General features: G+C 63.9%; 26 protein-coding genes. 13 read left to right on the top strand and 13 right to left on the bottom strand.

Features of this window, described 5'->3' with window-relative positions; all coding sequences use genetic code 11:
- Positions 1–50: 50 nt before the first annotated feature.
- Positions 51–365, bottom strand: a complete 315-nt coding sequence (groES, locus tag ATN00_RS04535; RefSeq protein WP_062061342.1) for a co-chaperone GroES — start codon at positions 363–365, stop codon at positions 51–53.
- A 250-nt stretch (positions 366–615) separates the two neighbouring features.
- Here groES and ATN00_RS04530 point away from each other — a divergent pair, with 250 nt between their 5' ends.
- From ATN00_RS04530 to ATN00_RS04520, 3 genes are read left to right on the top strand one after another with little or no spacing between them, the layout of a single operon-like run.
- Positions 616–852, top strand: a complete 237-nt coding sequence (locus ATN00_RS04530; protein WP_062061345.1) for a hypothetical protein — start codon at positions 616–618, stop codon at positions 850–852.
- Complete coding sequence (locus ATN00_RS04525) at positions 849–1,118, top strand: usg protein (protein WP_062061348.1); 270 nt, start codon at positions 849–851, stop codon at positions 1,116–1,118. The genes ATN00_RS04530 and ATN00_RS04525 overlap by 4 nt, the downstream gene beginning before the upstream one ends.
- Positions 1,115–1,489 carry a hypothetical protein gene (locus ATN00_RS04520; RefSeq protein ID WP_062061351.1) on the top strand — a complete coding sequence of 125 codons (375 nt, stop codon included), beginning with the start codon at positions 1,115–1,117 and terminating at the stop codon, positions 1,487–1,489. Before ATN00_RS04525 ends, ATN00_RS04520 begins: the two co-directional genes overlap by 4 nt.
- 43 nt (positions 1,490–1,532) lie before the next feature.
- On the opposite strand, the gene ATN00_RS04515 is transcribed toward ATN00_RS04520, so the two are convergent.
- From ATN00_RS04515 to ATN00_RS04500, 4 genes are all read right to left on the bottom strand, one after another.
- The gene (locus tag ATN00_RS04515) at positions 1,533–2,096 is read right to left on the bottom strand and encodes a hypothetical protein (protein WP_062062632.1); all 564 of its coding nucleotides are present in this window, start codon (positions 2,094–2,096) and stop codon (positions 1,533–1,535) included.
- A gap of 35 nt (positions 2,097–2,131) precedes the next feature.
- Positions 2,132–2,509 (bottom strand): NADH dehydrogenase ubiquinone Fe-S protein 4, encoded by a 378-nt coding sequence (locus ATN00_RS04510; RefSeq protein WP_231746454.1) that lies wholly within the window; start codon positions 2,507–2,509, stop codon positions 2,132–2,134.
- Positions 2,510–2,603: 94 nt separating this feature from the next.
- Positions 2,604–3,125, bottom strand: coding sequence for an Hsp20/alpha crystallin family protein (locus tag ATN00_RS04505; RefSeq protein ID WP_062068276.1), 522 nt, complete (start codon positions 3,123–3,125; stop codon positions 2,604–2,606).
- A gap of 84 nt (positions 3,126–3,209) precedes the next feature.
- A complete protein-coding gene (locus ATN00_RS04500; RefSeq protein ID WP_062061360.1) occupies positions 3,210–3,683 on the bottom strand; it encodes an Hsp20 family protein in 474 nt (157 codons plus the stop codon).
- Positions 3,684–4,118: 435 nt separating this feature from the next.
- Here ATN00_RS04500 and ATN00_RS04495 point away from each other — a divergent pair, with 435 nt between their 5' ends.
- Genes ATN00_RS04495 through ATN00_RS04480 form a run of 4 tightly spaced genes read left to right on the top strand, consistent with a single transcriptional unit; the run spans position 4,119 to position 6,514 of the window.
- Positions 4,119–4,757 carry a Bax inhibitor-1/YccA family protein gene (locus ATN00_RS04495; RefSeq protein WP_156415324.1) on the top strand — a complete coding sequence of 213 codons (639 nt, stop codon included), beginning with the start codon at positions 4,119–4,121 and terminating at the stop codon, positions 4,755–4,757.
- A 16-nt stretch (positions 4,758–4,773) separates the two neighbouring features.
- Complete coding sequence (locus ATN00_RS04490; RefSeq protein WP_062061365.1) at positions 4,774–5,415, top strand: HdeD family acid-resistance protein; 642 nt, start codon at positions 4,774–4,776, stop codon at positions 5,413–5,415.
- On the top strand, positions 5,412–5,657 hold the full coding sequence (locus ATN00_RS04485) for a hypothetical protein (protein ID WP_062061368.1): 246 nt from the start codon (positions 5,412–5,414) through the stop codon (positions 5,655–5,657). Before ATN00_RS04490 ends, ATN00_RS04485 begins: the two co-directional genes overlap by 4 nt.
- Positions 5,654–6,514 carry a trypsin-like peptidase domain-containing protein gene (locus ATN00_RS04480; protein WP_231746361.1) on the top strand — a complete coding sequence of 287 codons (861 nt, stop codon included), beginning with the start codon at positions 5,654–5,656 and terminating at the stop codon, positions 6,512–6,514. Before ATN00_RS04485 ends, ATN00_RS04480 begins: the two co-directional genes overlap by 4 nt.
- 28 nt (positions 6,515–6,542) lie before the next feature.
- Here the strand turns inward: ATN00_RS04480 and ATN00_RS04475 are convergent, their stop codons facing one another.
- Positions 6,543–7,592: a PAS domain S-box protein gene (locus ATN00_RS04475; protein WP_082635061.1), complete on the bottom strand. Its 1,050-nt coding sequence runs from the start codon at positions 7,590–7,592 to the stop codon at positions 6,543–6,545.
- 623 nt (positions 7,593–8,215) lie between these two features.
- Complete coding sequence (locus ATN00_RS04470) at positions 8,216–9,331, bottom strand: DUF3800 domain-containing protein (RefSeq protein ID WP_062062630.1); 1,116 nt, start codon at positions 9,329–9,331, stop codon at positions 8,216–8,218.
- A gap of 157 nt (positions 9,332–9,488) precedes the next feature.
- Between ATN00_RS04470 and ATN00_RS04465 the strand changes: the two genes are divergently transcribed.
- The 6 genes from ATN00_RS04465 to ATN00_RS04435 all read left to right on the top strand — a co-directional run bounded on the left by ATN00_RS04465 (position 9,489) and on the right by ATN00_RS04435 (position 15,836).
- Positions 9,489–10,391 carry an AbiJ-related protein gene (locus ATN00_RS04465; protein WP_231746379.1) on the top strand — a complete coding sequence of 301 codons (903 nt, stop codon included), beginning with the start codon at positions 9,489–9,491 and terminating at the stop codon, positions 10,389–10,391.
- Positions 10,392–10,435: 44 nt separating this feature from the next.
- A protein-coding gene (locus ATN00_RS22765; RefSeq protein ID WP_156415217.1) for an IS5 family transposase occupies positions 10,436–11,193 on the top strand; the annotation gives its coding sequence in 2 pieces (ribosomal slippage) (positions 10,436–10,769 and positions 10,769–11,193; 759 coding nt in all).
- 156 nt (positions 11,194–11,349) lie between these two features.
- Positions 11,350–12,564, top strand: a complete 1,215-nt coding sequence (locus tag ATN00_RS04450) for a nucleotidyltransferase domain-containing protein (protein ID WP_062062623.1) — start codon at positions 11,350–11,352, stop codon at positions 12,562–12,564.
- The gene (locus tag ATN00_RS04445) at positions 12,561–14,297 is read left to right on the top strand and encodes a ThiF family adenylyltransferase (protein WP_062062620.1); all 1,737 of its coding nucleotides are present in this window, start codon (positions 12,561–12,563) and stop codon (positions 14,295–14,297) included. The genes ATN00_RS04450 and ATN00_RS04445 overlap by 4 nt, the downstream gene beginning before the upstream one ends.
- Complete coding sequence (locus ATN00_RS04440) at positions 14,287–14,763, top strand: Mov34/MPN/PAD-1 family protein (RefSeq protein ID WP_062062617.1); 477 nt, start codon at positions 14,287–14,289, stop codon at positions 14,761–14,763. The genes ATN00_RS04445 and ATN00_RS04440 overlap by 11 nt, the downstream gene beginning before the upstream one ends.
- Positions 14,667–15,836 carry an SAVED domain-containing protein gene (locus tag ATN00_RS04435; protein WP_231746453.1) on the top strand — a complete coding sequence of 390 codons (1,170 nt, stop codon included), beginning with the start codon at positions 14,667–14,669 and terminating at the stop codon, positions 15,834–15,836. Before ATN00_RS04440 ends, ATN00_RS04435 begins: the two co-directional genes overlap by 97 nt.
- Positions 15,837–16,051: 215 nt before the next feature.
- Here ATN00_RS04435 and ATN00_RS04430 read toward each other — a convergent pair whose 3' ends face one another.
- The 6 genes from ATN00_RS04430 to ATN00_RS04405 all read right to left on the bottom strand — a co-directional run bounded on the left by ATN00_RS04430 (position 16,052) and on the right by ATN00_RS04405 (position 21,508).
- Complete coding sequence (locus ATN00_RS04430; RefSeq protein WP_062068402.1) at positions 16,052–17,782, bottom strand: relaxase/mobilization nuclease domain-containing protein; 1,731 nt, start codon at positions 17,780–17,782, stop codon at positions 16,052–16,054.
- Between the two features lie 259 nt (positions 17,783–18,041).
- Positions 18,042–18,932, bottom strand: a complete 891-nt coding sequence (locus tag ATN00_RS04425; RefSeq protein WP_062062614.1) for a lytic transglycosylase domain-containing protein — start codon at positions 18,930–18,932, stop codon at positions 18,042–18,044.
- 3 nt (positions 18,933–18,935) lie between these two features.
- A complete protein-coding gene (locus ATN00_RS04420; protein ID WP_062062612.1) occupies positions 18,936–19,268 on the bottom strand; it encodes a DUF736 domain-containing protein in 333 nt (110 codons plus the stop codon).
- Entirely contained in the window at positions 19,249–19,827 is a 579-nt protein-coding gene (locus ATN00_RS04415; protein WP_062062610.1) for a S26 family signal peptidase, read from the bottom strand. Before ATN00_RS04415 ends, ATN00_RS04420 begins: the two co-directional genes overlap by 20 nt.
- A complete protein-coding gene (locus ATN00_RS04410) occupies positions 19,824–20,345 on the bottom strand; it encodes a DUF2840 domain-containing protein (protein WP_062062607.1) in 522 nt (173 codons plus the stop codon). The genes ATN00_RS04415 and ATN00_RS04410 overlap by 4 nt, the downstream gene beginning before the upstream one ends.
- Before the next feature lie 269 nt (positions 20,346–20,614).
- Positions 20,615–21,508: a replication initiator protein A gene (locus ATN00_RS04405; RefSeq protein WP_062068400.1), complete on the bottom strand. Its 894-nt coding sequence runs from the start codon at positions 21,506–21,508 to the stop codon at positions 20,615–20,617.
- Between the last annotated feature and the right edge of the window lie 2 nt (positions 21,509–21,510).

Here is a 21,510-nt window from a genome sequence, read left to right as displayed (position 1 = left end):
CTACTCCTTTCTATGTCCTTCCTGAATGTTCGAGGGATGAGGGCGGTCGATCAGGCCGCCTGCTTGAGCGGCACGACGTTGTCGATCACGCCAAGGATATCGCTCTCCTTCATGATGAGCAGATCCTCGCCATCGATCTTGACCTCGGTGCCCGACCATTTGCCGAACAGGATCCGATCACCGGCCTTCACTGACAGTTCGACGAGCGTGCCCTTGTCGTCGCGGGCGCCCGGCCCGACGGCGACAACCTCGCCTTCCTGCGGTTTTTCCTTGGCGGTGTCAGGGATGATGATGCCGCCCGAGGTCTTCTCCTCGGCGTCGATGCGACGGACGACCACACGGTCGTGCAAGGGGCGGAAATGCATGGCAAAAGCTCCAGATGCAAAACATGATGTGACAGACCCTGCCGTTCATCCGAACGACAGGTTTCGCTGAGCTAGGAAAACCGATTTTTCCGTTCAAGAGGCGGAATGAAATTTTTTGGCACTCTTGGCGTTGGAGTGCCAATCGGGTCCAACTTGCCTCTTGACGAGACTCGGAACGGAACCAAAATTCTCCGGTGCGGGTCTGTCCCGCATCAACGAAAGGAGCGACACAAGGAAAGGAGTTTTGGCCATGTCGCAGCCCTACGCACGTTTTCTTCACCCCTTTGATGTTGCGCGGCATCCGGATTTGGAACCCGAAGTGAAGCGTGCCATCCTCGCATCCTGGGCATCGGATCGATCTGCCGTGCGAGACAAGCCGGCGCTTCGCAAACCCCCGGGCGCAAAACGCGCCGTACCGATCGATGAAGTGCTCGCCGCCATGCGCTCGCTCGACGAAGGCAGGGATTCGGGTAGTCGGCTTCAATGAGGGATCGCGCTTTCCTCGCTCAGCTGCAGGGATATGGGCTAACCACCGCCGAAGTGCACTACTACCGGCCGGACGCCCCTTCACTACTGCAGCTGTACGTTTGGCAGGAGTATGATCTTGCGCCCGATTTCCCGGTGCTGTTCGACTTCCTCGATCATTGGCGGCGCGAGATCGAGGCGGCGCTCCACTCGGTGCAAATCGCGCACGACCAGCTCGTTCGTCCGACCGAGTGGCGCGCCGTCGATGGCGTGATCAGGATGCAATGACGAGGGGGCCGCTGCGAAAGTGGCGCGAACGCGGCGGCCGCCGCGTCCGCATTGCCTTGCCATTCGACGACATCATGGAGTTCGCGCTCGCGCTCCTGTCGGTGCCGCCCGAGGAACTGGAGGCGCTGGGCTGGAGCTTTGCCGATCGCAAGCGGCTGCTCGATCATTTTCTGCGCTCAGGCAAGGCCGCGCAGCGGATCGCGCCCGATCGTCTCGGAGCAATGCCGATCGAGCTCCGCCTGCCGCAGCGCGACGTCGACCGGCTGCAGCACTTCGCGCGCCGCGAGCTTCCCAAGGCGGCGAGCAGCGCCGGCGTGATCGACCGGGTCCTCGCCGCGCTGGATCGGGCATCCCATCGGCAGCGCGGGTGAATCGTGAAAGGCCCGGGAGAAATTGCTTCTCCCGGGCCATCGCTCAAATGGTCTTCGCTGGTGATGCCAGCTTGCCATGATCGGCAACGGCTTGAACCGGCCCGCGTGACGGTGCGCCGCAGTCACCGGAACTACTCGAAACGACCTTTGGCTGCTGGTCCGCGCCGAGCGACGTTACCTGGATGCTGCGGCTGCAAGTACCGTTTCCGGTGCTGGTAGAGACGAAGCGATAGCTCACGGTTCCTGCCGGCAGGGTGCCGAAGGCGGCCCGGTCGGGCGTTGCGCCTCTGGCCGCCGCCGCTTCGAGCATCCGCGCCTGGCGGAACATCGCATCCATCTGCCGATCCATGTCGGCGGCGATCCGGTCGAACAGCGCGAACGGCGCGGTTATCGCCGGATCGGCAAATCGCACCGGCGCGAACCTCATCGCCGGCTCAACGGTGACCTTGGGCGCCACATCGCCCTGGTACTCGATCCGGGCAAGCGAGCCGTCGGGCAAGTCGATAGTCATGACCCGGTTGTGGTTTGCGGCCGCGATAGCCGTCCCCGCGGTGGCGATTGCCGCCGCGCCGGCCAAGACGGCTGTACGAAGCAATTTTCGCATCATTCGTCCTTTCGTTGCTGGTTTGGTGGGTGAGAGATCTAACCGGCCACGCTGAACCTTGGATGACAATCACGCTCTGCCGCAGCGATCGGATAGGCACCGCAGCAACGCGCATGCGGACCTGTCGGCGAGCAGCACAGCACTGGAGCGGGCGCCGCGGGCAGGTAAGCGTGAAGCGGGCGCTGGCGACGCGCCTCTCCATGGACTGAGAAACGCAATCCTTGCCGCTGGCAATAGTTCGCCGCCGCCTCCAAGTTGGGAAAGCGCAGCTCGATCGTCTCGAGCGGATCGCCGCCGCCGGTCCATCCGGTTAGTGGATCCGCCACTGGCCGCCAGCGAGGCGCGAAGCGAACCTTCCACTGTTCGCGCCGGCCTCGTCCGCCTTGATTAGTGGCCGGCAGCACCGGCTCTATCATGGCACAGGCCTCGCGTGGCAGCGCGCTGGACGGGTCAGGCCCGGTGTGATTGTCGTTGGCGAATGGCCCGGAACCGAGGTTCCGGGCCAGACCGTCACGCCGCCTTGCCATTGACCGGGATGCGGCGGACATTTTCGTTCGCCGCCTCCGTCTTGGGCAGGGTGACCGTCAACACGCCGTTCCTGAACGTCGCGTTCGCCTGGTCACGGTCGACCCCCTTGGGCAGTCCGATACGCCGTTCAAAGCGGCCGTAGCTGCGCTCGCTATAGCCACGATCCTTGTCTTCGACCTCGGACCGCTTCTCGCCGCGAAGCGTTAGCGCACCGTCTTCGACGGTAATCTCCACGTCCTTCTCGTCGAGACCCGGCAGTTCCGCCGTGACGCGGATCTCCTTGTCGGTCTCGCCGAGCTCCACATGGGGCCAACCGGCAGCGCGGTCGAGGCCGGCGAAGGCGGGCACGCCGAAGCCGCGGAAGACGTCGTCGAACAGTCGGTTCACCTCGCGATGGAGCGAGAGCAGCGGGTGGGTATCATTGTCGCGGCCGCGCTCGGCACTGACCGGGACAGGGAGCCGGTTTTCCTGCCGGCTCCAGGGAATGAGATCACGAAAAGCCATGATGGTCATCTCCTTTTCTGGCTGGAAGGGTAAAGGCCTGCCGGCCCGCAGAGTGCGGCGCCGGCAAACCAGTTAAACCAAGGATCAAGCCGCTTCGCGGACCTTGTCCTTGGGCGCCTCGATCTGATCCTGGGCAGCATTGCTGCCGCCGATCTCGATCCGGCGCGGCTTCATCGCCTCGGGGACGACACGCTTGAGCGCGATGCTCAGCAGGCCGTTCTCAAAGCTGGCATTGCCGGCTTCCACGAAGTCAGCGAGCTGGAAGCGCCGCTCGAAGGCGCGCGCGGCGATACCGCGATGCAGATAGTCGCCCTTGCCGTTATCCTCGGCGCGTTTGCCGGTGACGGTGAGCTGGTTCTGCTGCGCCACCACCTCGATGTCTTCGGGGCGAAAGCCGGCGACTGCCAGCGTGATGCGATAGCTGTCCTCGCCATCCTTCAGGATGTCGAAGGGCGGATAGCCATCGTCTTCACGCGCGCCTGCTTCGAGCAGGTTGAACAGGCGATCGAAGCCTACGGTCGAGCGCCGATAGGGCGCGAAATCAAAGTTAGTTCTCATTTCCAAATCCTCCTATGAAGCGATCTGGGCATGAGAGGCGCCGGTAAACGGAGAGCCGACGCTCTCTATGTCCAACCGGACCCGAACGGCGTCCGGCAACAAAAATCTAGGTAGGCATCGAGGGCTTTCAAGAGGTTTTTGCGCACACACTTTTTGCCCGCGCGTGCTCTTGAATTTACAGAAGCGGTTACAAGATCTTGCCTGCGGACCGGGCCCCTCTGGCGGCGGCTGCAAAGCCTCCGCGATGTCGGACCGCATCGAGTGCGCTCGGTGCAGGATCGCGCAGCTTCAACGTGAAGCCGGCCGAGTGCCTCATTGACTTGAAGATCAATGGAGTGAGGCATGAACAGACATTTTGACCCTATCACCTATCCGCCCCCTTCGCCGGCGCGCGCCGGCGGCGCAGCCATCTATGATGAAGGCCTTCGCCGGCACATGCTCGGCGTCTATCGCAACATGGCGCTGGGCCTCGGTATCACGGCGCTCGTCGCGCTGCTGGTCGCGAGCACGCCCGCGCTTTACCAGCCGATCTTCGGTACGCCGCTGAAGTGGGTGGCCATCTTCGCACCTTTGGCGTTCGTGCTGTTCTTCTCGTTCCGCGTCGAGCGGATGACGACCACGCAAGCGCGAACCGCTTTCTATGCCTTCGCAGCTGTGATGGGCGTGTCGATGGCGAGCATCTTCCTCGTCTTCACCGGCACCAGCATCGCGCTCGCCTTCTTCAGCGCAGCGGCGGTGTTCGCGGGCATGAGCCTGTGGGGCTATACGACCAACGTCGACCTTTCGCGTTGGTCCACCTTCCTGATGGTCGGGTTGATCGGCGTGGTCATCGCCAGCCTCGTCAACCTGTTCATCGGGTCCTCGATGCTCCAGCTAGTCTTCTCGATCGCCGGCGTGCTGGTGTTTACGGGGCTCACCGCTTGGGACACCCAGCGCCTGAAGAGCGAGTATCTGGCCTATGCTGGAACCGAGCGGGCGGACAAGTTGGCCGTGATGGGCGCGCTGTCGCTCTATCTCAATCTTATCAACCTGTTCCAGCTGCTGCTGAGCCTGTTCGGGCAGCGTGAGGAGTGACGAAGGAGGCCAAGCTATGACGAGCATATCGGCCACGGTTCCCCATGCCGGTGCGGGCAGCGACGCCCGCACCGGCGTTCCGCTGCTCAACCACAACTGGGGATGGTTTGTCGTTCGTGGCGTCCTCGCGTTGAGCTTAGGCGTGGTCGCGTTCCTGTTTCCTGTAAGCGCCCTGTTCGCCTTCACCATGGTGTTCGCCGCCTATGCCGGCGCCGATGGCCTACTCTCGACGATCGCTGGCGTGCGCGGCGCCACTCGAAAGGAAGAGCGCTGGTGGACGCTGATCCTGCGCGGCATCATCGGCGTCGCGGTCGCGGTCTTGTTCGTGCTGATGCCCTTTGTGGCGACAGCCAGCTATGCTCTGGCGACACTGTCGGTGCTGAGCGCCTGGGCCATCCTCACCGGAGTGCTGGAGATCGCCGCCGCGATCCGCCTGCGCAAGGAGATCGAGGGCGAGTGGCTGCTCGCGCTTTCGGGCGTGCTCTCCCTATTGCTCGGGATTGCGGTGCCGGTGGCGCTTTATATGAATCCGCCCGCCACGATCCTGTCGGTCGCATGGGCGATCGCGATCTATGCTGTCATCGCCGGTGTGGTCCTGATCGGCTTCGGGCTGCGGCTGCGCCAGCGGCCGGAGGAAACGAAAGGAGAGACGGCATGACGCGCGAAGACGTGATCGCGATCGCCGGGTCGCTGGAGGACCGCTTTATCGTCGAGATATTGGACGCCGGCGGCGATCGGGCCGATCTGATCGAGGCCGTCGCACGGGCGCGCGGCGAGCCGCTGGATTTTCCGGCGGCGCCGCGCCCCATGTCCGCGACCGTGTCGCGACTGTGCGAGATCCTCGAAACCGCCGACACAGCCGTCGCAGACCCGCTTGAGTTGAAGGATGGTCGCCCGTGAGCCCAGCTGGACCGGACCTGCGTCCGCCGCGCGGCTGGCTGGCCCTGCTTGCAGCGATCGGCCTGGCCTCAGGTGTGGCCGGCGGCGTGGGGGTGGCTTGGCTCAAGTCCGACCGTGACATGGTGATTGGGGCGGAAAGCGCACAGGTTTCCGTCGACGCCGTCCCGCTTAATCGGCTGACGGTCGCACCGCTTGTCGAGCGTGTTGCGCCCGCTGTGGTAAACATCGCGGTGCTGCAGGCGTCGCCCTATGCGCAGAACCCGCTGCTGCGCGATCCTTATTATCGCTTCTTCCTCGGCGTGCCCGACGAGGCACTGGCGCCGCGGATCTCGGCGGGCTCCGGGTTCGTGGTCGATGCCGCGCGCGGTCTGGTTGTCACCAACCACCATGTCGTCGAGAATGCCCGCGCCATTGCCGTTGGCATTGGTGATCGGCAGGTCGAAGCCGAGTTTCTCGGCAGCGATCCGCGGTCCGACATCGCCGTGCTGCGCATTCCAGCTCGCGGGCTGAAACAGCTTCCGTTGGGTGACTCGGACAAGACGCAGGTCGGTGACTATGTGGTCGCCATCGGCAACCCGTTCGAGGTGGGGCAGACCGTCACGGCGGGAATCGTCAGCGGGCTGCGCGGCTCGCCCGACGGCGGCGCTCGCTACATCCAGACCGATGCGCCGATCAACCCGGGGAACTCGGGCGGCCCCTTGATCAACATGCGTGGCGAAGCGGTCGGCGTGAACAGCGCGATCATCGGCCCCAATGGCGGTAATGTCGGCATCGGCCTGGCCGTGCCATCGCGCGCTGCGCGCCAGGTCGTCGAGCATATAGCCGGTGTAAGCTTACACGGTGGAAGCGGGTCTTAGACCGGGAAGTCCAGCTGCTTTGAGAGCGTCATCTCAGGCGATCACGTAGAACCGTCAGGGTGACACGCAATCCCTCCGGCCGCCACTCACGCTCGATGGTGCCGCCAAGCTGTCCGCTGGCCAGGCGCCCAAGCAAGCTGCCGAATCCATCTTCCCCCGGCTCATCGCTCCGCGGGCCGCCGCGCTCATCCCAGATCAAAGCAAGCGTATCTTTTTTCGCGACGCATTCGACGGTGACGGTGCCCGATGGTGACGACAACGCGCCGTATTTCGCGGCATTGGTAGCCAGTTCGTGGAGGATGAGTGCGATCGTGGTCATCGCGTTTCCGGGTAACGTCACATCATCGCCGTTGATTCGCAGCCGGTCATCGCCACCGCCAGCACCCTCGTAAGGTGCCAAAATCGTCCGAAGCAATACGTGGAGCCTAACCGAATCGTTACTGCCGGCAGCGGAGTCCTTCGGCATTGTGAGAGCGTGCGCACGCGCCAGCGCGCTCAAACGCTCCTGGACGATGGAGGCCAGTTCCTGTGGGCTTGCAGCATCGCGCACGCTCATGCCGACGAGGCTGCCTGCAAGCGCGAACAGGTTCTTCATCCGGTGGTCCATCTCACGCAGCAACAAGCGTTGCCGCTCCTCGGCTTGCTTGCGCTCCGTAATGTCGCGCGCGATCGTGGAGGCGCCGATAACCGTGCCGTTCGCATCGCGCAACGGTGATACGCTGAGCGAGATGTCTATCAGACTCCCGTCCTTGCGGCGCCTGACCGTTTCATAGTGACGGACGCGCTCGCCTCGGCGCAGCCGTGCCAGGATCGGTGCCTCGTCGTCCTGCCGATCATCTGGCAGGAGAAGCATGACCGACTTTCCGACGATCTCGGCGGCGCGATAGCCGAACAGCCGTTCCGCTCCCCTGTTCCAGCTCGTGATGGTTCCATCCAGATCTTTCGCCAGAATGGCGTCGTCGGAGGACTCGACGATCGCGGCCAGGCGCTGCGCGATCTCGTCCCTTGCGCGGCGCCGCTCATAAGGCAGGCCGGGCATCGCGCCAGATGGCGCGTGGCTTTCACCAAGGTCACTCATCCTCTTTTCCACTCACTCGAAGAGGTCGTTTCCAAAGCGTTCGCGGCCGAGATTAGCCGGGGTTTGGCGCTGCCGCCTTCGAACGCTGCGCCGGCGACGCCCCTTGGAGCGATGGCTGGCTAGATCGGACCGATTTGGAATTTTCGACCCGCCCCGAAGCCGCAGAGTCTGAAGTGCCACCAAGAGTCGACGCAGCAAACGTAACAAAAGCATGGTCGTCGAACAACCGCCCGATCACCTGTGACGTTATACGGACGCTGCTGTCCCGGCTATCGCAGACCTCACGCGGTGACGCACCCCGCCGCCGGCCGTTTCTGGCACGTTGCCGATTGTCTTCTTGGATCAGCCCGGGCGGCAGCTTCCGTCGAGACGGGACGTTGATCGAGCAAACCTAGACGACCGACCCTGGTCGGAAGCGACCAATGCAAAGCCGGCCAGCGGACTGGCAAGTGCCGCCAACAAACCCGCCGTTAACAGCGCCTTGCATGGTCGTCGAAACCGGCCGTTCATTCACACAGTGGGTTTTGCATCTCCTGGCCGGTAGCGGAATGGCGGCGTTCGGTGAGAGGTCACGATAATGCAGACGATCGAACTGCAGACCCTATCCGGGGTGTCCGAGTTGCTCACAGCGGCCGCACTCCAAGCCTAACGACATCGTGGCGGGCCAGAACAAAATTGACGCCAAGCCCCTGCGCCGGGTCCGTGAAATCCATCAGCGCATCGAAGACGTCTTGTACCACCGGGTCGGGCGTGGCCAGGCCATGGAGTACCGACTTTACATAGCGCATCAGGAAGCCAGCGATGATGTCGGCCGCTTGGATACCCGAAGTGGCGCCGGAACTGGCGAAGCGCAAGGTAGCCTGTTCGACGAAATGATAGTCGGCGAAACGCGCTGGCATCGCCGCCCCTTCGGCGGCCAGCCGCTCGGCGAGCGCCTTGGCATCAGCCAAAATTTCATCGAAATGCGCCTGCTCGTCATGCACGATGATGACGTCCGCCAGCCGGCGTCGCCGATAACGATTGATCCGGGCATATACGTTGGTGAGCGAAGTCAAATTCGGCAACATCCAGATCGACTGGCCTTTCTTCCCCAAATCGGGTGGCGGAAGGCAGCGGAGCTGAGCCGTTTCCGTTTCTGGGCCAGCGGTCATGAAATCGCTGAGACTGTCACGAGTGAAGAAGCGCATGGCTTCCGCCCGCTCGTCGCCAGCTTTCCGCTCATCGAGCCAATCGAGCAGCGTGTCGAATGCGCGGACGATGCTCGCTGCCGAGGGCGCATCGCACGCGGCCACATAAGCAGCGATCACGCTCGGCGACGCCTGTGCGTGCAAATACTCGGCAAGTTCGTTCCGAAACCATTGTGCCTCAGGTGTGACGTCGCACGCGCCAACTGCGGGTAGCACGAGATTGTTGATCATGTTGGCGGCGATCATGAATCTTTTGTCGACCACCTCCAAGAGAAGCGGCAGCTCGTGCAGCCGCAGGAAAGCAAGCAGGTCGCCAACCAGCGCCGGCTTGTTCTTGAGCGCCGAGGATTTCAGCTCTACCGCTTGGACGCGGTGATGGTAGCGTAAGTGCTCCAGCTCCCGGGCAAGGGCATCGGGATCGTCTGTGCCGATGCTGGCCAAAACAAAGATTTCCTGGCCGCCAAAGTCCATGTCTCGGCCCGACCGCGTGAGATCGCCACTGTTGCCGCTCTCGTCGAGATAGAAGATTGACGTCTGTGCGGAGGGGCTCATGCCCCATAATCATCGGTTAACCTGACCAGATCAACAGCGCAGGCTTCCAGGCCGCAGCCTGCCGACGAGGCCGCAGCCTCGCACCCCACATGCACCGATGTTACTTTCGTTCCATCTTCGTTCCGTGTAAACAAATGAGGATCGAAGGAGTGGTGACGTGGAAGGCCAGGACGACGAGGCGCATCTGGCGGCGGTGGAGGCGATGCTGGCCGCCGAAGGCATGACCGAAGCAGCCGAATTGCTGCGCGAAGCCGATTGCGAGACAACAGAGACGGGCTGGGACAATTGGAACGGCGGGACGCCGATCTATACGCTCTTTCTGTCGATCGACCCAGCGCACTACGGCCGTCTAGGCGCAAAGCGCGCTACGCTGGAGGAGCAGATTACGGCGCGGGTGAAGGCCGTATATGAGCGCGACGGAGATATCTGGTTCAGCGCATCGATCAGGCCGCGCATTCAAGCGCGTCCCGACTGGCGTTCGGCGCCTGCGAACGTCTCGCGCCGAGCACGCCGCAACATCATTGACGGTCTCAAGGTCGACAACATCGCTTGGATGGGATCGCTGGACGATGTCGAATTCCTGCAGCGGCTTTGGGATCTAGAGACACTGCCGTCGCATGACTCACGGTACAAGGATGCTGCGGGCGATATCTGGCAGCACCGCTGGAACAATAACGACTGGGAAGACGATTGGATTTTCGAGGACAAGCGTTTCGATCTGATCGACGGGCCGGCTGACCGTTTCCTCGCTTTTCTTGCCGAGATGGTCCACCCGGTCGTGCGGCCAGACCGCAATCAAGCGCTGGATATGGTTCGCAACTTCAACGACCAGCTGCGGCCCGAAGGCTGGATGCTGGTCGAGGTCGAGAAGATTGCTGGGCGGCCGCGGTTTGTTGCAAAGGCCATCGGCGAGTTGGGCGGCAGGTCGGTGATGCGGGCGCGGACTGTCGCTGACGCGCTCGACGCCGCTTGGATGCACCGCGAGATCGAGCGGCTCGAAAATGCGGTTGATCGAGATCCGGCGTTGGCGATCGGTACGGCTAGGCTCAGGACCCATTGATTGGCTGATGGCGATGTGATTCAGGCTCCGCGGGGAGACCGAGCATGAGCGACCTGTATTGGCTGACGGACGAGCAGATGGCGCGTCTGTCGCCATATTTTCCCAAGAGCCACGGCAGGCCCCGGGTTGATGACCGGCGGGTCCTGAGCGGCATCATCTTCGTCAACCGGAACGGCCTGCGGTGGCGGGATGCGCCCAGGGAATACGGGCCGCACAAGACATTGTATAACCGCTGGAAACGGTGGGGCGTGATGGGTGTGTTCGCTCGGATGATGGAAGGCCTGTCCGCCCAGAGGGCCGATCCGCAGACCGTCATGATCGACGCGACCTATCTCAAGGCCCACCGCACGGCTTCCAGCCTTGGGGTAAAAAAGGGGATCTCGGGCGCCTGATCGGACGGACCAAGGGCGGCATGAACACGAAGTTGCACGCCGTGACTGATGCAAACGGCCGCCCTTTGAGCTTCTTCATCACAGCCGGCCAGGTCAGCGATTACACCGGTGCCGCGGCCTTGCTCGACGAATTGCCCAAGGCCAAATGGATGCTCGCCGACCGCGGCTATGACGCTGACTGGTTCAGAGATGCGCTGGAGCAAAAGGGCATCAAACCGTGCATTCCGGGCCGCAAATCCCGCTCCTTGCCCGTCACATACGACAAGCGGCGGTACAAACGGCGCAACCGCATCGAGATCATGTTCGGCCGTCTGAAGGACTGGCGCCGCGTGGCAACGCGATATGACCGCTGCCCAACCGTCTACTTCTCCGCGCTCGCACTGGCGGCCACCGTGCTCTTCTGGCTGTGATCAGTGAGTCCTGAGCCTAGCGCGACCCGCCCGATCGCATGTTCTCGCGCACCTTTTTCCGACAAATCTTGATCGTTAATGCTGCGTAACTACATTGTCGTCCCACGGGGGCAATAGCGGGCGAATAGCCCGGCGATATTATTTGGGGGTTATTTCATGGCGACCAGAGCCACCTCGATTGCCAAGACCTATCTCGATGCGCTTGCCGATGAGCTCGAGATCAGCGATACGCGCTACGAGCAGGCGGAGGAGAGCTATCAGTCGCTCGGTCGATGGTTCAATCGTCCTGCCTCGACGCTGCGTGACTATGATCCCGCCGTGTATGTCCAAGGCTCCTTCGGTCTCGGAACGGTAATCAAGCCGCTGCATGCCGACGAGGAATATGACGTCGATGCAGTTTGCGAACTGAAGGCGCTCAGCAAGCCGCAACTCTCACAGGAGACGCTCAAGGCACTGGTCGGCGCGGAAATGGAGGGTTATCGCCGCTCTCAGGCGATGGCCAAGCCGCTCCGCGAGGGGCGCCGGTGCTGGACCCTCAACTATGCTGATGGCGCGCAGTTTCATATGGACGTCGTGCCCGCACTGCCCAATGCGCAGGACGTTCGCATCCTGCTCGATAGCAAGGGTCTCGACGCCAGCCGGGCGGCAACCGCGATCGCGATCACCGATAACGAGCGGCTGGACTATCAGCAGATCACCCACGATTGGCCACGCTCGAACCCCAAGGGCTATCTCGATTGGTTCAAGAGCCGCATGCGCGTCGTGCTCGAGAAGCGCCGCCGCGCCATGGCCGATGCAGTCAAGGCCAGCGTCGAGGCGATCCCGGACTATAAGGTGCGCACGCCGCTGCAATCCTCGATCATGATCCTGAAGCGGCACCGCGATATCATGTATGTAAAGGATGAGCTCAACTGCTGTCCGATCTCGATCATCATCACCACGCTCGCGGCGCATGCCTATCAGGGCGAGGAAGAGATCGCCGACGCGCTGCTGTCGATTCTGAGCGGAATGGAAGCCTATATCGCGCGTGACACGCGCGGTCGTGCAGTGATCGCGAATCCGAGTGACCCGCTCGAGAATTTTGCCGACAAATGGGCCGAATTCCCCGAGCGTGAACGGGCTTTCTATGCGTGGCTGCGCCAGGCGCAGCGGGACTTCGCCCATGCAGCGAGCCTTGCCGATCGACACTCAATCACTGACTCGCTGTCGCCGCATCTCGGGCAGGAGCTGGCCAAGCGCGCAGCCGATCGGAGCGCCAGCAAGCCCGCTGGGCTGCTCCGCGGGGCGACGGCGGCGGCCGCCGGTGCGCTGTCGACCCCAAGCTTTAGCAACACCGCGCGCACGCCGACCAAGCCGCAAGGCTTTGCGTGATCTGGTGGACCGATCTGCCGTCCCGCGCCCGCGCCGAACGGCAGGCGATCGCCGAGCTGGCTGAAGAAGCCGACTGGCTCCAGTCCGCCAAGTGGCGGCTGACCGACGATCTCCAGTTCGTCGCGGATTTCGACATCGTCCATCTCGGTGCCAGCTACCCGCTCAGCCTGACCTATCCGCACTTTTTCCCGGCGGTGCCGCCGCAGGTGACGCCCCGCGACGGCGCGAGAATCTCGGGTCACCAATATGGCGCAGGGGGCGAGCTCTGCCTCGAATATCGTCCCGACAATTGGGAACCGCAGTTCACGGGCGCGATGATGATCGGAAGCGCTTATCGGCTGCTGTCGGGCGAAAGTCCCTCAGATGGTGAGGTCGCCGATGTCGCCAGCGCCCATCGCCAGACTGTCGCGCAGGAGGTGCGCAACACCAAGCTGCGCCTGATCCTCAACACGGCCTTGCTGGATATCCTTGTGGAGCAGCCGCTCTTGCAAGCTCAGCCTTTCACGCTCGATGAACATTGGTTCGCGAAACATTGGCTTGCGCATCCACGCCGGCTGGGATCGCCCGACGCCCCGCCTATATGGGCCGCCGCGCCGCCGCTCACGGAGCCGCGCACGCGCGAGGGATTTGCCGTCCGGCTCCCCGACGAAACTAACGTCCCGTTCGAAGGCAGCTACGCCTTTCTGAACACCATTCTGACCACGCTGAACTTCGCCCCGGCGCTGGAGCGCATGACAGCTTCCGACGCCGAGATGCCGCTGCTGCTGGTTCATCGCGGGACGGCGCGGCTCTATTCGCTCGCGCAGGGCACCGGCAGCCGCGATGTCTATGTCTACCGCACGATCGTCGCGCCGGCGAACGAGCAACGCCTGTCTGCCGAGCACGGGGTGCTTGCGGACCGATCCGTCGCGATCGTCGGTTGCGGATCGGTAGGATCGAAGATCGCGGCAACCCTTACCCGTGCAGGCGTCGGCACGCTGGTGCTGGTCGATGGCGATCTGCTGCTACCGGGCAATCTGGTGCGCAATGAACTCGACTGGCGCGCGGTCGGCCTCAATAAACCTGATGCGCTGGCGGCGCGGCTCCGCGACATCAATCCGTCCACCAAGACGATCGTAAGACGATTGCTGCTCGGCGGACAGGAAAGTTCTGCATCGACCGACTCGGCGCTGCAGCAAATTGGCCAGTGCGATCTGATCATCGACGCGACAGCAGACGCGCAGATCTTCAACCTTTGTGGCGCGGTGGCATGTGCCGAACGGAAGCCGTTGATCTGGGCTGAAGTCTTTGCCGGCGGCATTGGGGGCATGATCGCACGCTCGCGCCCCGATCTCGATCCGCCGCCGTACGCTGCGCGGCGGCAGATACTGCGTTGGTGCGACGACAATGGCATTCCCTGGACCGGTGGCGATGGCGAGCAATACAGCCTGCAGATCGATGCAGAAAAGCCACCGCTGATCGCCGACGACGCGGATGTCTCAGTCATCGCCGCTCACGCCGGACGCATGGCGATCGACTTGCTCAAAGGTGGCGCGACCACCCTTCCGAATTCGGCCTATGCAATCGGGATGGCGCGTGAGTGGATCTTCGCAGCGCCATTCGACACTTATCCGATCGACCTTGTGCCCGAGGGGCAATGGGGTCCGGACGCCGACGAGAATGCGCGAGACGAGTTGGGCGGTTTGCTGCGAGAGTTTTTCCCCAAGGCCGAGGAGGCCGCGGATGAAGGTTGAGTTCACGCAGCCGCTCCGCGCACGTATGCGCCAGGCGCTGGCCAAGGCGCGACGGCGCGAGATCGGCGGTATCCTCATGGCCGAACAGGTGGAGGCCGGCCATTTCAGGCTCGCCGACTTTACGATTGATGAAGTGACGGGTAGCGCTGCTCATTTCGTGCGATCGGTCGAACATCACCACTGCGCGCTCGACCGATTCTACGAGGAAACCGCGTCGGATTTCGCGCGGTTCAACTATCTCGGCGAATGGCATTCGCACCCAAACCATTTACCCATTCCGAGCTCCACCGACCTCGCATCGATGCAAGATCTTGTCGAGGGGGAGCGCGATATTCCCTTCGCCATGCTGCTGATCGTGCGCACGGCTTGGTGGCGGCGGCTGTTGTTGTCGGCGACGCTGTTCCAGCGCGGCGCGCCACCGGAGCCGATCGAGATCATCGACGGCGCGAAGGGGAACCAGACGTGAAAAAGCATTTCGACTATTTCATTCGCTCCTGGATCGATTTCATCTTCCTGCGCCCGCTGCCGGGCATGCGGCTCATCAAATGGGGCGTGACGCTGATCCTCGCGACCTTTGCCGGGTTCGCGCTGACGGTTGGCATCCCGACCGAGAACGGCCGGATTGATGTGTCCTTCGATTCCGGTGCCGGCATACCGGCCTTTGTTTTGGCGCTTGTCCTCACGCTCGCCTCCCTAATGATTATCGGTGGAGCACTATGGCTGATTGTCGATCTGCGACGCGAGAGCCGCAAGCAAGTGCTGGCGATCGAGCTGCGAGGGCTACGGGACATGAGTGGACAACCGCTCATCTCCGCGGTCCCCACGGGGATTATGGACCGGCGCGTCTCACTCCTACTCGATATCCGGCAGGGTGCGGACGGCGTTTTGCTTTCGCCCGAGCAGGCGTTGGCCAGGCTCGAGAGCCTACCGCACATGATCCATCAGAACTCGACAGGCCGGGACCGTCGCGACCTCACGGTCGTTGCCGGCGGCATGGCCGCGGTGCCGTTCGCCTTTCTGATGGGGGTTCTTCTAGATGATGAGGGCCGTGTGACCCTGCTGGACTGGGATCGGGCCCAAGAATGCTGGCGCGGTCTCGACGAACCAGACGACGGCGAGCGATTGGTGCTGACCGGGCTCGAGACGGTCGGTGATGCCAGCGAAGTTGTGGTCGCGGTCTCGGTGTCTTACCCGGAGGATCGGGTTGCTATCGCACATCGCTTCCCAGGCCTGCCGGTCATTCGGCTAGGGCTACCTGCTCCGACAATCGATCATCATTGGTCAGCGGCGAAACAGGCGGCATGGGCGCAGCAATTCTTCGACTTGGCGCGCCAGCTTTGTGCGACTAATGTCCGGCAAGTTCACCTTGTGCTTGTTGCGCCGACCAGCGTGGTGATCAGCTTCGGCCGCAGCTACGACAAGCGCAATCTGCCGGCACTCACCGTCTATCAATATGAGAATGGATCGCCAGCGACCTACCCATGGGGTATCAAGATGCCCGTCGCGAACGCGCCAGGCGCAACGCTTGTTCGCTCATGAATTTGAAATCTTCGGCTCGTCGAGTGCCACAAGGGCGAAACCGGAAGATGGTGTAGAGCAGCGAATTGGATGTCCGCTTTGGGGCAGAGTCGAGGGGCCCTTGGACGTCTGATAAGAGGGCGCGAAGCTGACTCCCGAACTTGCGGCGAAAAACGTCCGCTATCCCGATTTATCTTCCTATGAGCTGCCGTTCCGGATCGTCCGCAACCACGGACCTAAAGTCCCAACGCCCGCCCACGCCCGAACGACCAGTCAACGCCGCCATCGCCGCGCATGACGCCGGAGATGTGCTTATCGATCTGGCGGTCGAGCGAAGGCGACCAGGGCACGAGCTGGAAGCTCAAGCCGTTGTGGATCATGGCGAAGCGGCCAGAGGCAAGGGTGACACGCTGGCGCAGCGTGCCCGCAACATATTCGCCGGCCTTGGACGGCGCGTGCGGCAAGCCGATCTCGGCCGACAAGTCCTTGGCGGCTGCGTCCAGCTCGCGCCGCCTGAGCGTGTCGAGCAGATTGCGCGCGAAGATGACGCGCTGGCCTTGCCGCCGCGCCAAGCCTTCGTCGGCGAGATGCTCGGCGCGCGCTTCCATCGCGACACCCACCTCGGTTCCGAAACCGCCGCCAAGATCGCGGCCATCGCTCGAAAGGTTGCGGCGGTCGAGCCAGGTGGCGCCCGGTGCATGGATCTGCGCTGACAAGTCCATGTCCGACCGGACGGCGAGCGCCACCCGCTGCCGGCCCTTGCGGTCCTCGAAACGGCGCAGTTCGACGATGGCGCCGGGCTTGCAATCGCCGGTCGCCTCGATGTCAGAAAAGCGGATGTGATGCGTGCGCCCGTCGATCCCGTCCACGATCGCATAGGCGCCGCCGGTCAGCTCGTCATGCAAGCCGCGGTCGACCAACTTCCCGATCACCGGCCGGCCCGAATCGGCGTCGAGCACATAGCTGGCGGCGCCTCGATCGATGCCGCGCTCGGTCATCGCCTTGTGCATTCGCTTGATGATGTCGTCGCGCTCGCCCAGCTCGCGCAAGGCTGCCTGCGCGTCGTCCGCGAGCGTCCACTGGCCTGGCGCGATCTCGTTGGCGAGACCGAGCCGCTCCAGCTTGCGCAGTCGTCCCATTCGCAGCGCATGGTCGCCATCCGGCTGCACGGCGGGCGCAGGCGCCGTGTCGATCAGCCCATCACGCTGCATGGTGCGCGACAAGTCGCGGTCGATCTCGGTCCAGCGTTCGGCCTCGACCTGCCGCTCCAGCGATTGCCGGATGTCGAGGTCGCTACGAAGGCCCAGTTCGCGGGTCACGATCTCGCGCGCCTGCGCCCGCATCCCTTCGCCGATATAATCGCGCGAGATGACGAGGTTTTGCCCGTCCTCACCGATGCCGCGCACGATGATGTGGACGTGGGGGTTGTCGGTATTCCAATGCTCGACGGCTCGCCAGTCGAGACGGGTGCCGAGGTCCGATTCCATCCGCGTCATAAGCTGGCGGGTGAAGCCCTTGAGGTCGCGCATGTGGTCCGCGTCCTCGGGCGAGACGATGAAGCGGAAATGGTGCCGGTCGTTTTCGCAGCGAGCGGCGAATTCATTGCGGTCGAGGCTGTCCGCCTCGGCGCCGAACAGCACGCCCTTCTCGCCGTCGCGGGTGACGCCATCGCGTTGCAGATAATTGAGATGGGCAGCGAGCGAGGCCCGGCCGCCCTGCCGGACCACGCGCGCCTTGACGATAACCTGACGCGATCGGTGGCCGAGCCGGTGGGTCGCGCGCACGCTCGCAACCCGGCCACGCCCGAAGGTTGAACTGCCCGGCGCGACGATCCGGCCACGTCGTGAAACATGACCGCCGGCACGCTGGGCGGCGGCGAGCGCCTGGACGATGATCGGTCGAGAGCGCTGGCTTCCCTGCGAGCGAATGCGGCCTGGCCGGATGCGGAAATTGTCGTCGCGGCTCATCGCGCGACGCCCCGCAATGTGCGGCAAACCCGGCTGTTTGCTGGCGTCCATCGGTGGCCGCACATTGCGCGGTTTCCGCGCACATTGCGCAGCAATGCCCAAAAGCCTTGAGAAACAAGGCCACGACCGGGGCAAAATGGCGTCGCACATTGCCGCCCTTTATCTTGCCCTCGACCCTTCGCCTGCAGAACCTGAAGCCTTCCCGCTTCCGGCACTGCGAAAGGCTGCGACGAAGCTCGCCAGAACGCGCGAGAGCGGCTCATGGCGGAGACCGGCCAGAAAGCGGGACGAAGAGGCCGGTCGAGGGTGGCGTGGCTGCGACCATCGCAACCTCCGTGCGGCCGGCTAGCGGGCGTCCGGGTTGCGCGGCCCTGGCATCGTTTGCAGCGTCCACCGGCATAGTCGAAGCCGGTCCTGAACGCTCCGCGAACAGTGCGGCACGACGCCAGGCAAGCGAATCGGGAGCTGGTGCCGCAGCAAACTGAGTGTCGTCCGAACCGCCGGTGATCGCCGCCAGTTTCATGAGATAGGCGCGTGTCTCGGCGGGCAGCGGACGGCCGCGCGCGAGATGCTCGTCGTAGCGGCCCGGTCCCGCATTATACGCGGCGAGCATGGCGGTCGCATTGCCGTAGCGGTCGAACATCTCGCGCAGATAGGCCGCGCCCGCCATAATGTTGTCGCGCACGTCGAATGGATCGGAGCCGAGCCGATAGCGCGCGCGTAGACCCGCCCAGGTCCCGGGCATGATCTGCATCAGACCCGTCGCCCCGGCAGTCGAGACAGCGCGGGAATTGCCGTTGCTCTCGACGCGCACCACCGCCCATATCCAGGCTTCCGGGATGCGGAACCGCTGCGCCGCATCGGCGACATGGCCGGCATGGGGATGGCTCGCCGCAACCCGTTCGGCCGGCGCATTCTGTGCCAGCGCAGCGCCCGGCGCGAGCAGCAGCAGGATCGCGGCCACGACGGCCGATCCGCCCCCGCTCTGACGCCAGCCTGCCAGCGTGCTCGCTGCGGTAAAGGGTTCGCGCGAAGCGCCGGCCGGGAACCGCCCTTGACCTTCGCTGTGCGCGCCGGCCGACCTGCGACCGAGCGGGACGAAGGGATGAGACGGCATTTCCGCGAACAAATGGATGATCGGAACAGGCACCGATCAGCTCCGGTCTTCGCGCGGTCGCGGACGCCGCCACGACAGCCAAAGCGTCCGGCCCTCGGGATCGGCGCGGAACAGCACGGGCCGGAACGGGGCCGGGAAGATCGGGCTGTCGATCTCCAGCGCGATGTAATCACCCGCCCGTTCGCCGACCCGTTTCCAGGCGCCGCCGACTTCGGGGCCATCCTCATCATCGAGATGGATGCGGTAGTCGGGCGCATTCTCGGCGTCGTTCGGTTCAAGCGGAACGAGCACAATCGCCTCGTCGATGCCGAACAGCCTGACGCGGCCTGCATAGCCGTCGCCGGTGGATTCAAAGTGCGTGGTGGGCACGGCCAGTCTCCTTGTGGTTGGCGGAAGGATGCGCTGAGGACGGCGCGGACAGATACAGCGGCGTCGCGCGTCCGATGACGGCTGAGGCCGGCAGCGGCCCAAAATAGCGGCCGTCCAGACTGTCGGGATGGGCGGGGTTGAGGAGCAGCAGATCGCCCGTTCGGAGCGTGCGGCAACCCTGCCAGATGGGCAGCGGACGGCCACGGCGATCGTGCGCAAGGGCGATGGCAACCGGCCGCGCATCGACGCTCAGCACGTCGCCGATCCGGCAGAGGCGCTGCCCGGCCTTCGCCGCGACATGCTTCAGGAGCGGCAAGCCCTCGGGCAGATAGCCTCGCTCGGCCATCCATCGCGCCAACCGCCGGGGCGGCGTGACCGCGACCAGCGCACCAGCGGGTGGATCATGATCGGGATGGATGCGGTAGAGTCCGATCGGCGCGCTCGCGCTGGCGTTCCAGATGACGCGCGGAAACGGATCAACGACGGCGATGGCGACGAACGAAACTGCGAAGGCTGATGCGACAATGGCGGTTGCCATGATATAGCGGCGGCGCGTCATCCCTCGATCTCCCGACGCTTGAGCCAGGCGCGATGGCGCTCCGCCGTGTAGGGCCTCGGCTGATGACCGGCGACGATGCGGTTGTGAACATGGCGCCAGTGATCGGCGGCTGCATCGCAGGGATCGACGCCGGCCGACTCCACCGCGTCAATGACGGCGAGCACCTGCTGGACCTTGGGCCAGCCCTCGATCTTGAGCAGGATATCCCCGCCAGGCCGCACGAACGGCAGCGTTGTGTATGACTCGTTGGCCGCGACCGCGCGCACCACGTCAATGCGCGAAATGATGGTTCCGAAGTCGTTCGACGCCCAAAGAACGAAGGCGAAGACAGCGCCCGGCCGGAAGCTGACGATGCGCGTGCGGCGCGTCAGGATGCGATCCTGGGCGATGCGGCCGAAGCGTATCCAATGCTCGAGCCTCTTCTCGATCCAGGTCAGTTCGACATGGGTGAGGCCGTCGCGGGCGAGCGCGCTGAACGCGCCGCCACCGCGCACGGCCGGGGGCCGGTCGTCGATCATCGAGAGTCTCCTGGGATACGGGTCGCGATAGGATGGTACGAAGCCAGCGGATGGTCCGCCGACCGAACCGCGACGCGCCGAACGGGCCAGACCGTCCACAGCCGCGCGCGCCGTTAGCAAGAATCCGAAGGATTCGAATCTATTAGCACTGTTAGAGGGGCCTCGATTCCGCGAGGATTTCTGCGGCTTTCCGAAGCTCTGGCGTTCCCAATAGTCCGTGTTTCGCGTTCCCGATGGTCCGAATCCGGCTGTTCCCGATCGTCCGAGTCTCATCGCCGGTTCTCCACAGGCTTGAGACCGACGCGGCGCATGGCGGCGTCGAACGGATCGGGCGGCACAGGCGCGAAGCTCAGGCGCTCGCAACCGAGCGCATGTTCGAGCGAGAGGACGTAACCGGGGAGCGCTTGGCGCGCGACGATGGTGCGCAACTCGAACGCGAACCGGCGCAGCGGCGAAAGCACGCCAGACTTCAGGTGCAAGTGAGGAACATCGAAGCTCCAGCCGCCTTGCTGCCGCCCGCCATGTTTGCGCACGATGCGGTAGAGCCAGCGTTCAAGACCGCCGGTCAGCTCGAAATAGGCGCGGTCGATGGTCAGCACGAGCGCGCGGTCCAGCACGCCGGCGTAGAACCAGTCAGGCAGGATCAGTTCGATGCCGAGCGCGCGACCGTTGCCATCCGCCAACTCGCGCCACTCGTTGATCCACGAGAAGCGATGCCGCCGCCGCTGATGCTCCTGCCGGATCGAGGTGGCGACAGTAGTGGATTGCAGGCGGTCGAGCGCGGCTTTCAGCCGCTCGTAGCTCGCCTTACCGGTGCCGCGCTGCGTGAACGCCAATATCTCGTGCGGCGTCGTCACCATAAGGCGCGAGGTTGGCCGCCCGGCGTCACGCGCCTCAATGAGTTGACTCGCCGCCCAGATCAGCACGTCGGCGTCCCAAATAGTCGCCATGCCATGCTCGGCGACAGCCTCGACGGAGATCCATGTTGCGCCTATGCGGAACTCGATCGGGACAGCTCGCCGGGTTTTGGCGAGGCTGAAGAACGGCCAAGCCATGAGGTCTTGCGCATCACGGGGCGCGAGATCGCCGGGGACCGAGCGGAACAGCTCAAGCTGCGTTCGCTCGACGCTGGGCGTCCCGGAAAAAGGGTTGGCGCGGCGCATGA

This window comes from Sphingobium baderi, from assembly GCF_001456115.1.
GTDB classification, from domain to species: domain Bacteria; phylum Pseudomonadota; class Alphaproteobacteria; order Sphingomonadales; family Sphingomonadaceae; genus Sphingobium; species Sphingobium baderi_A.
Note: the sequence above shows the minus strand (reverse complement) of the source record. Positions and strands in the feature narration are given on the sequence as shown.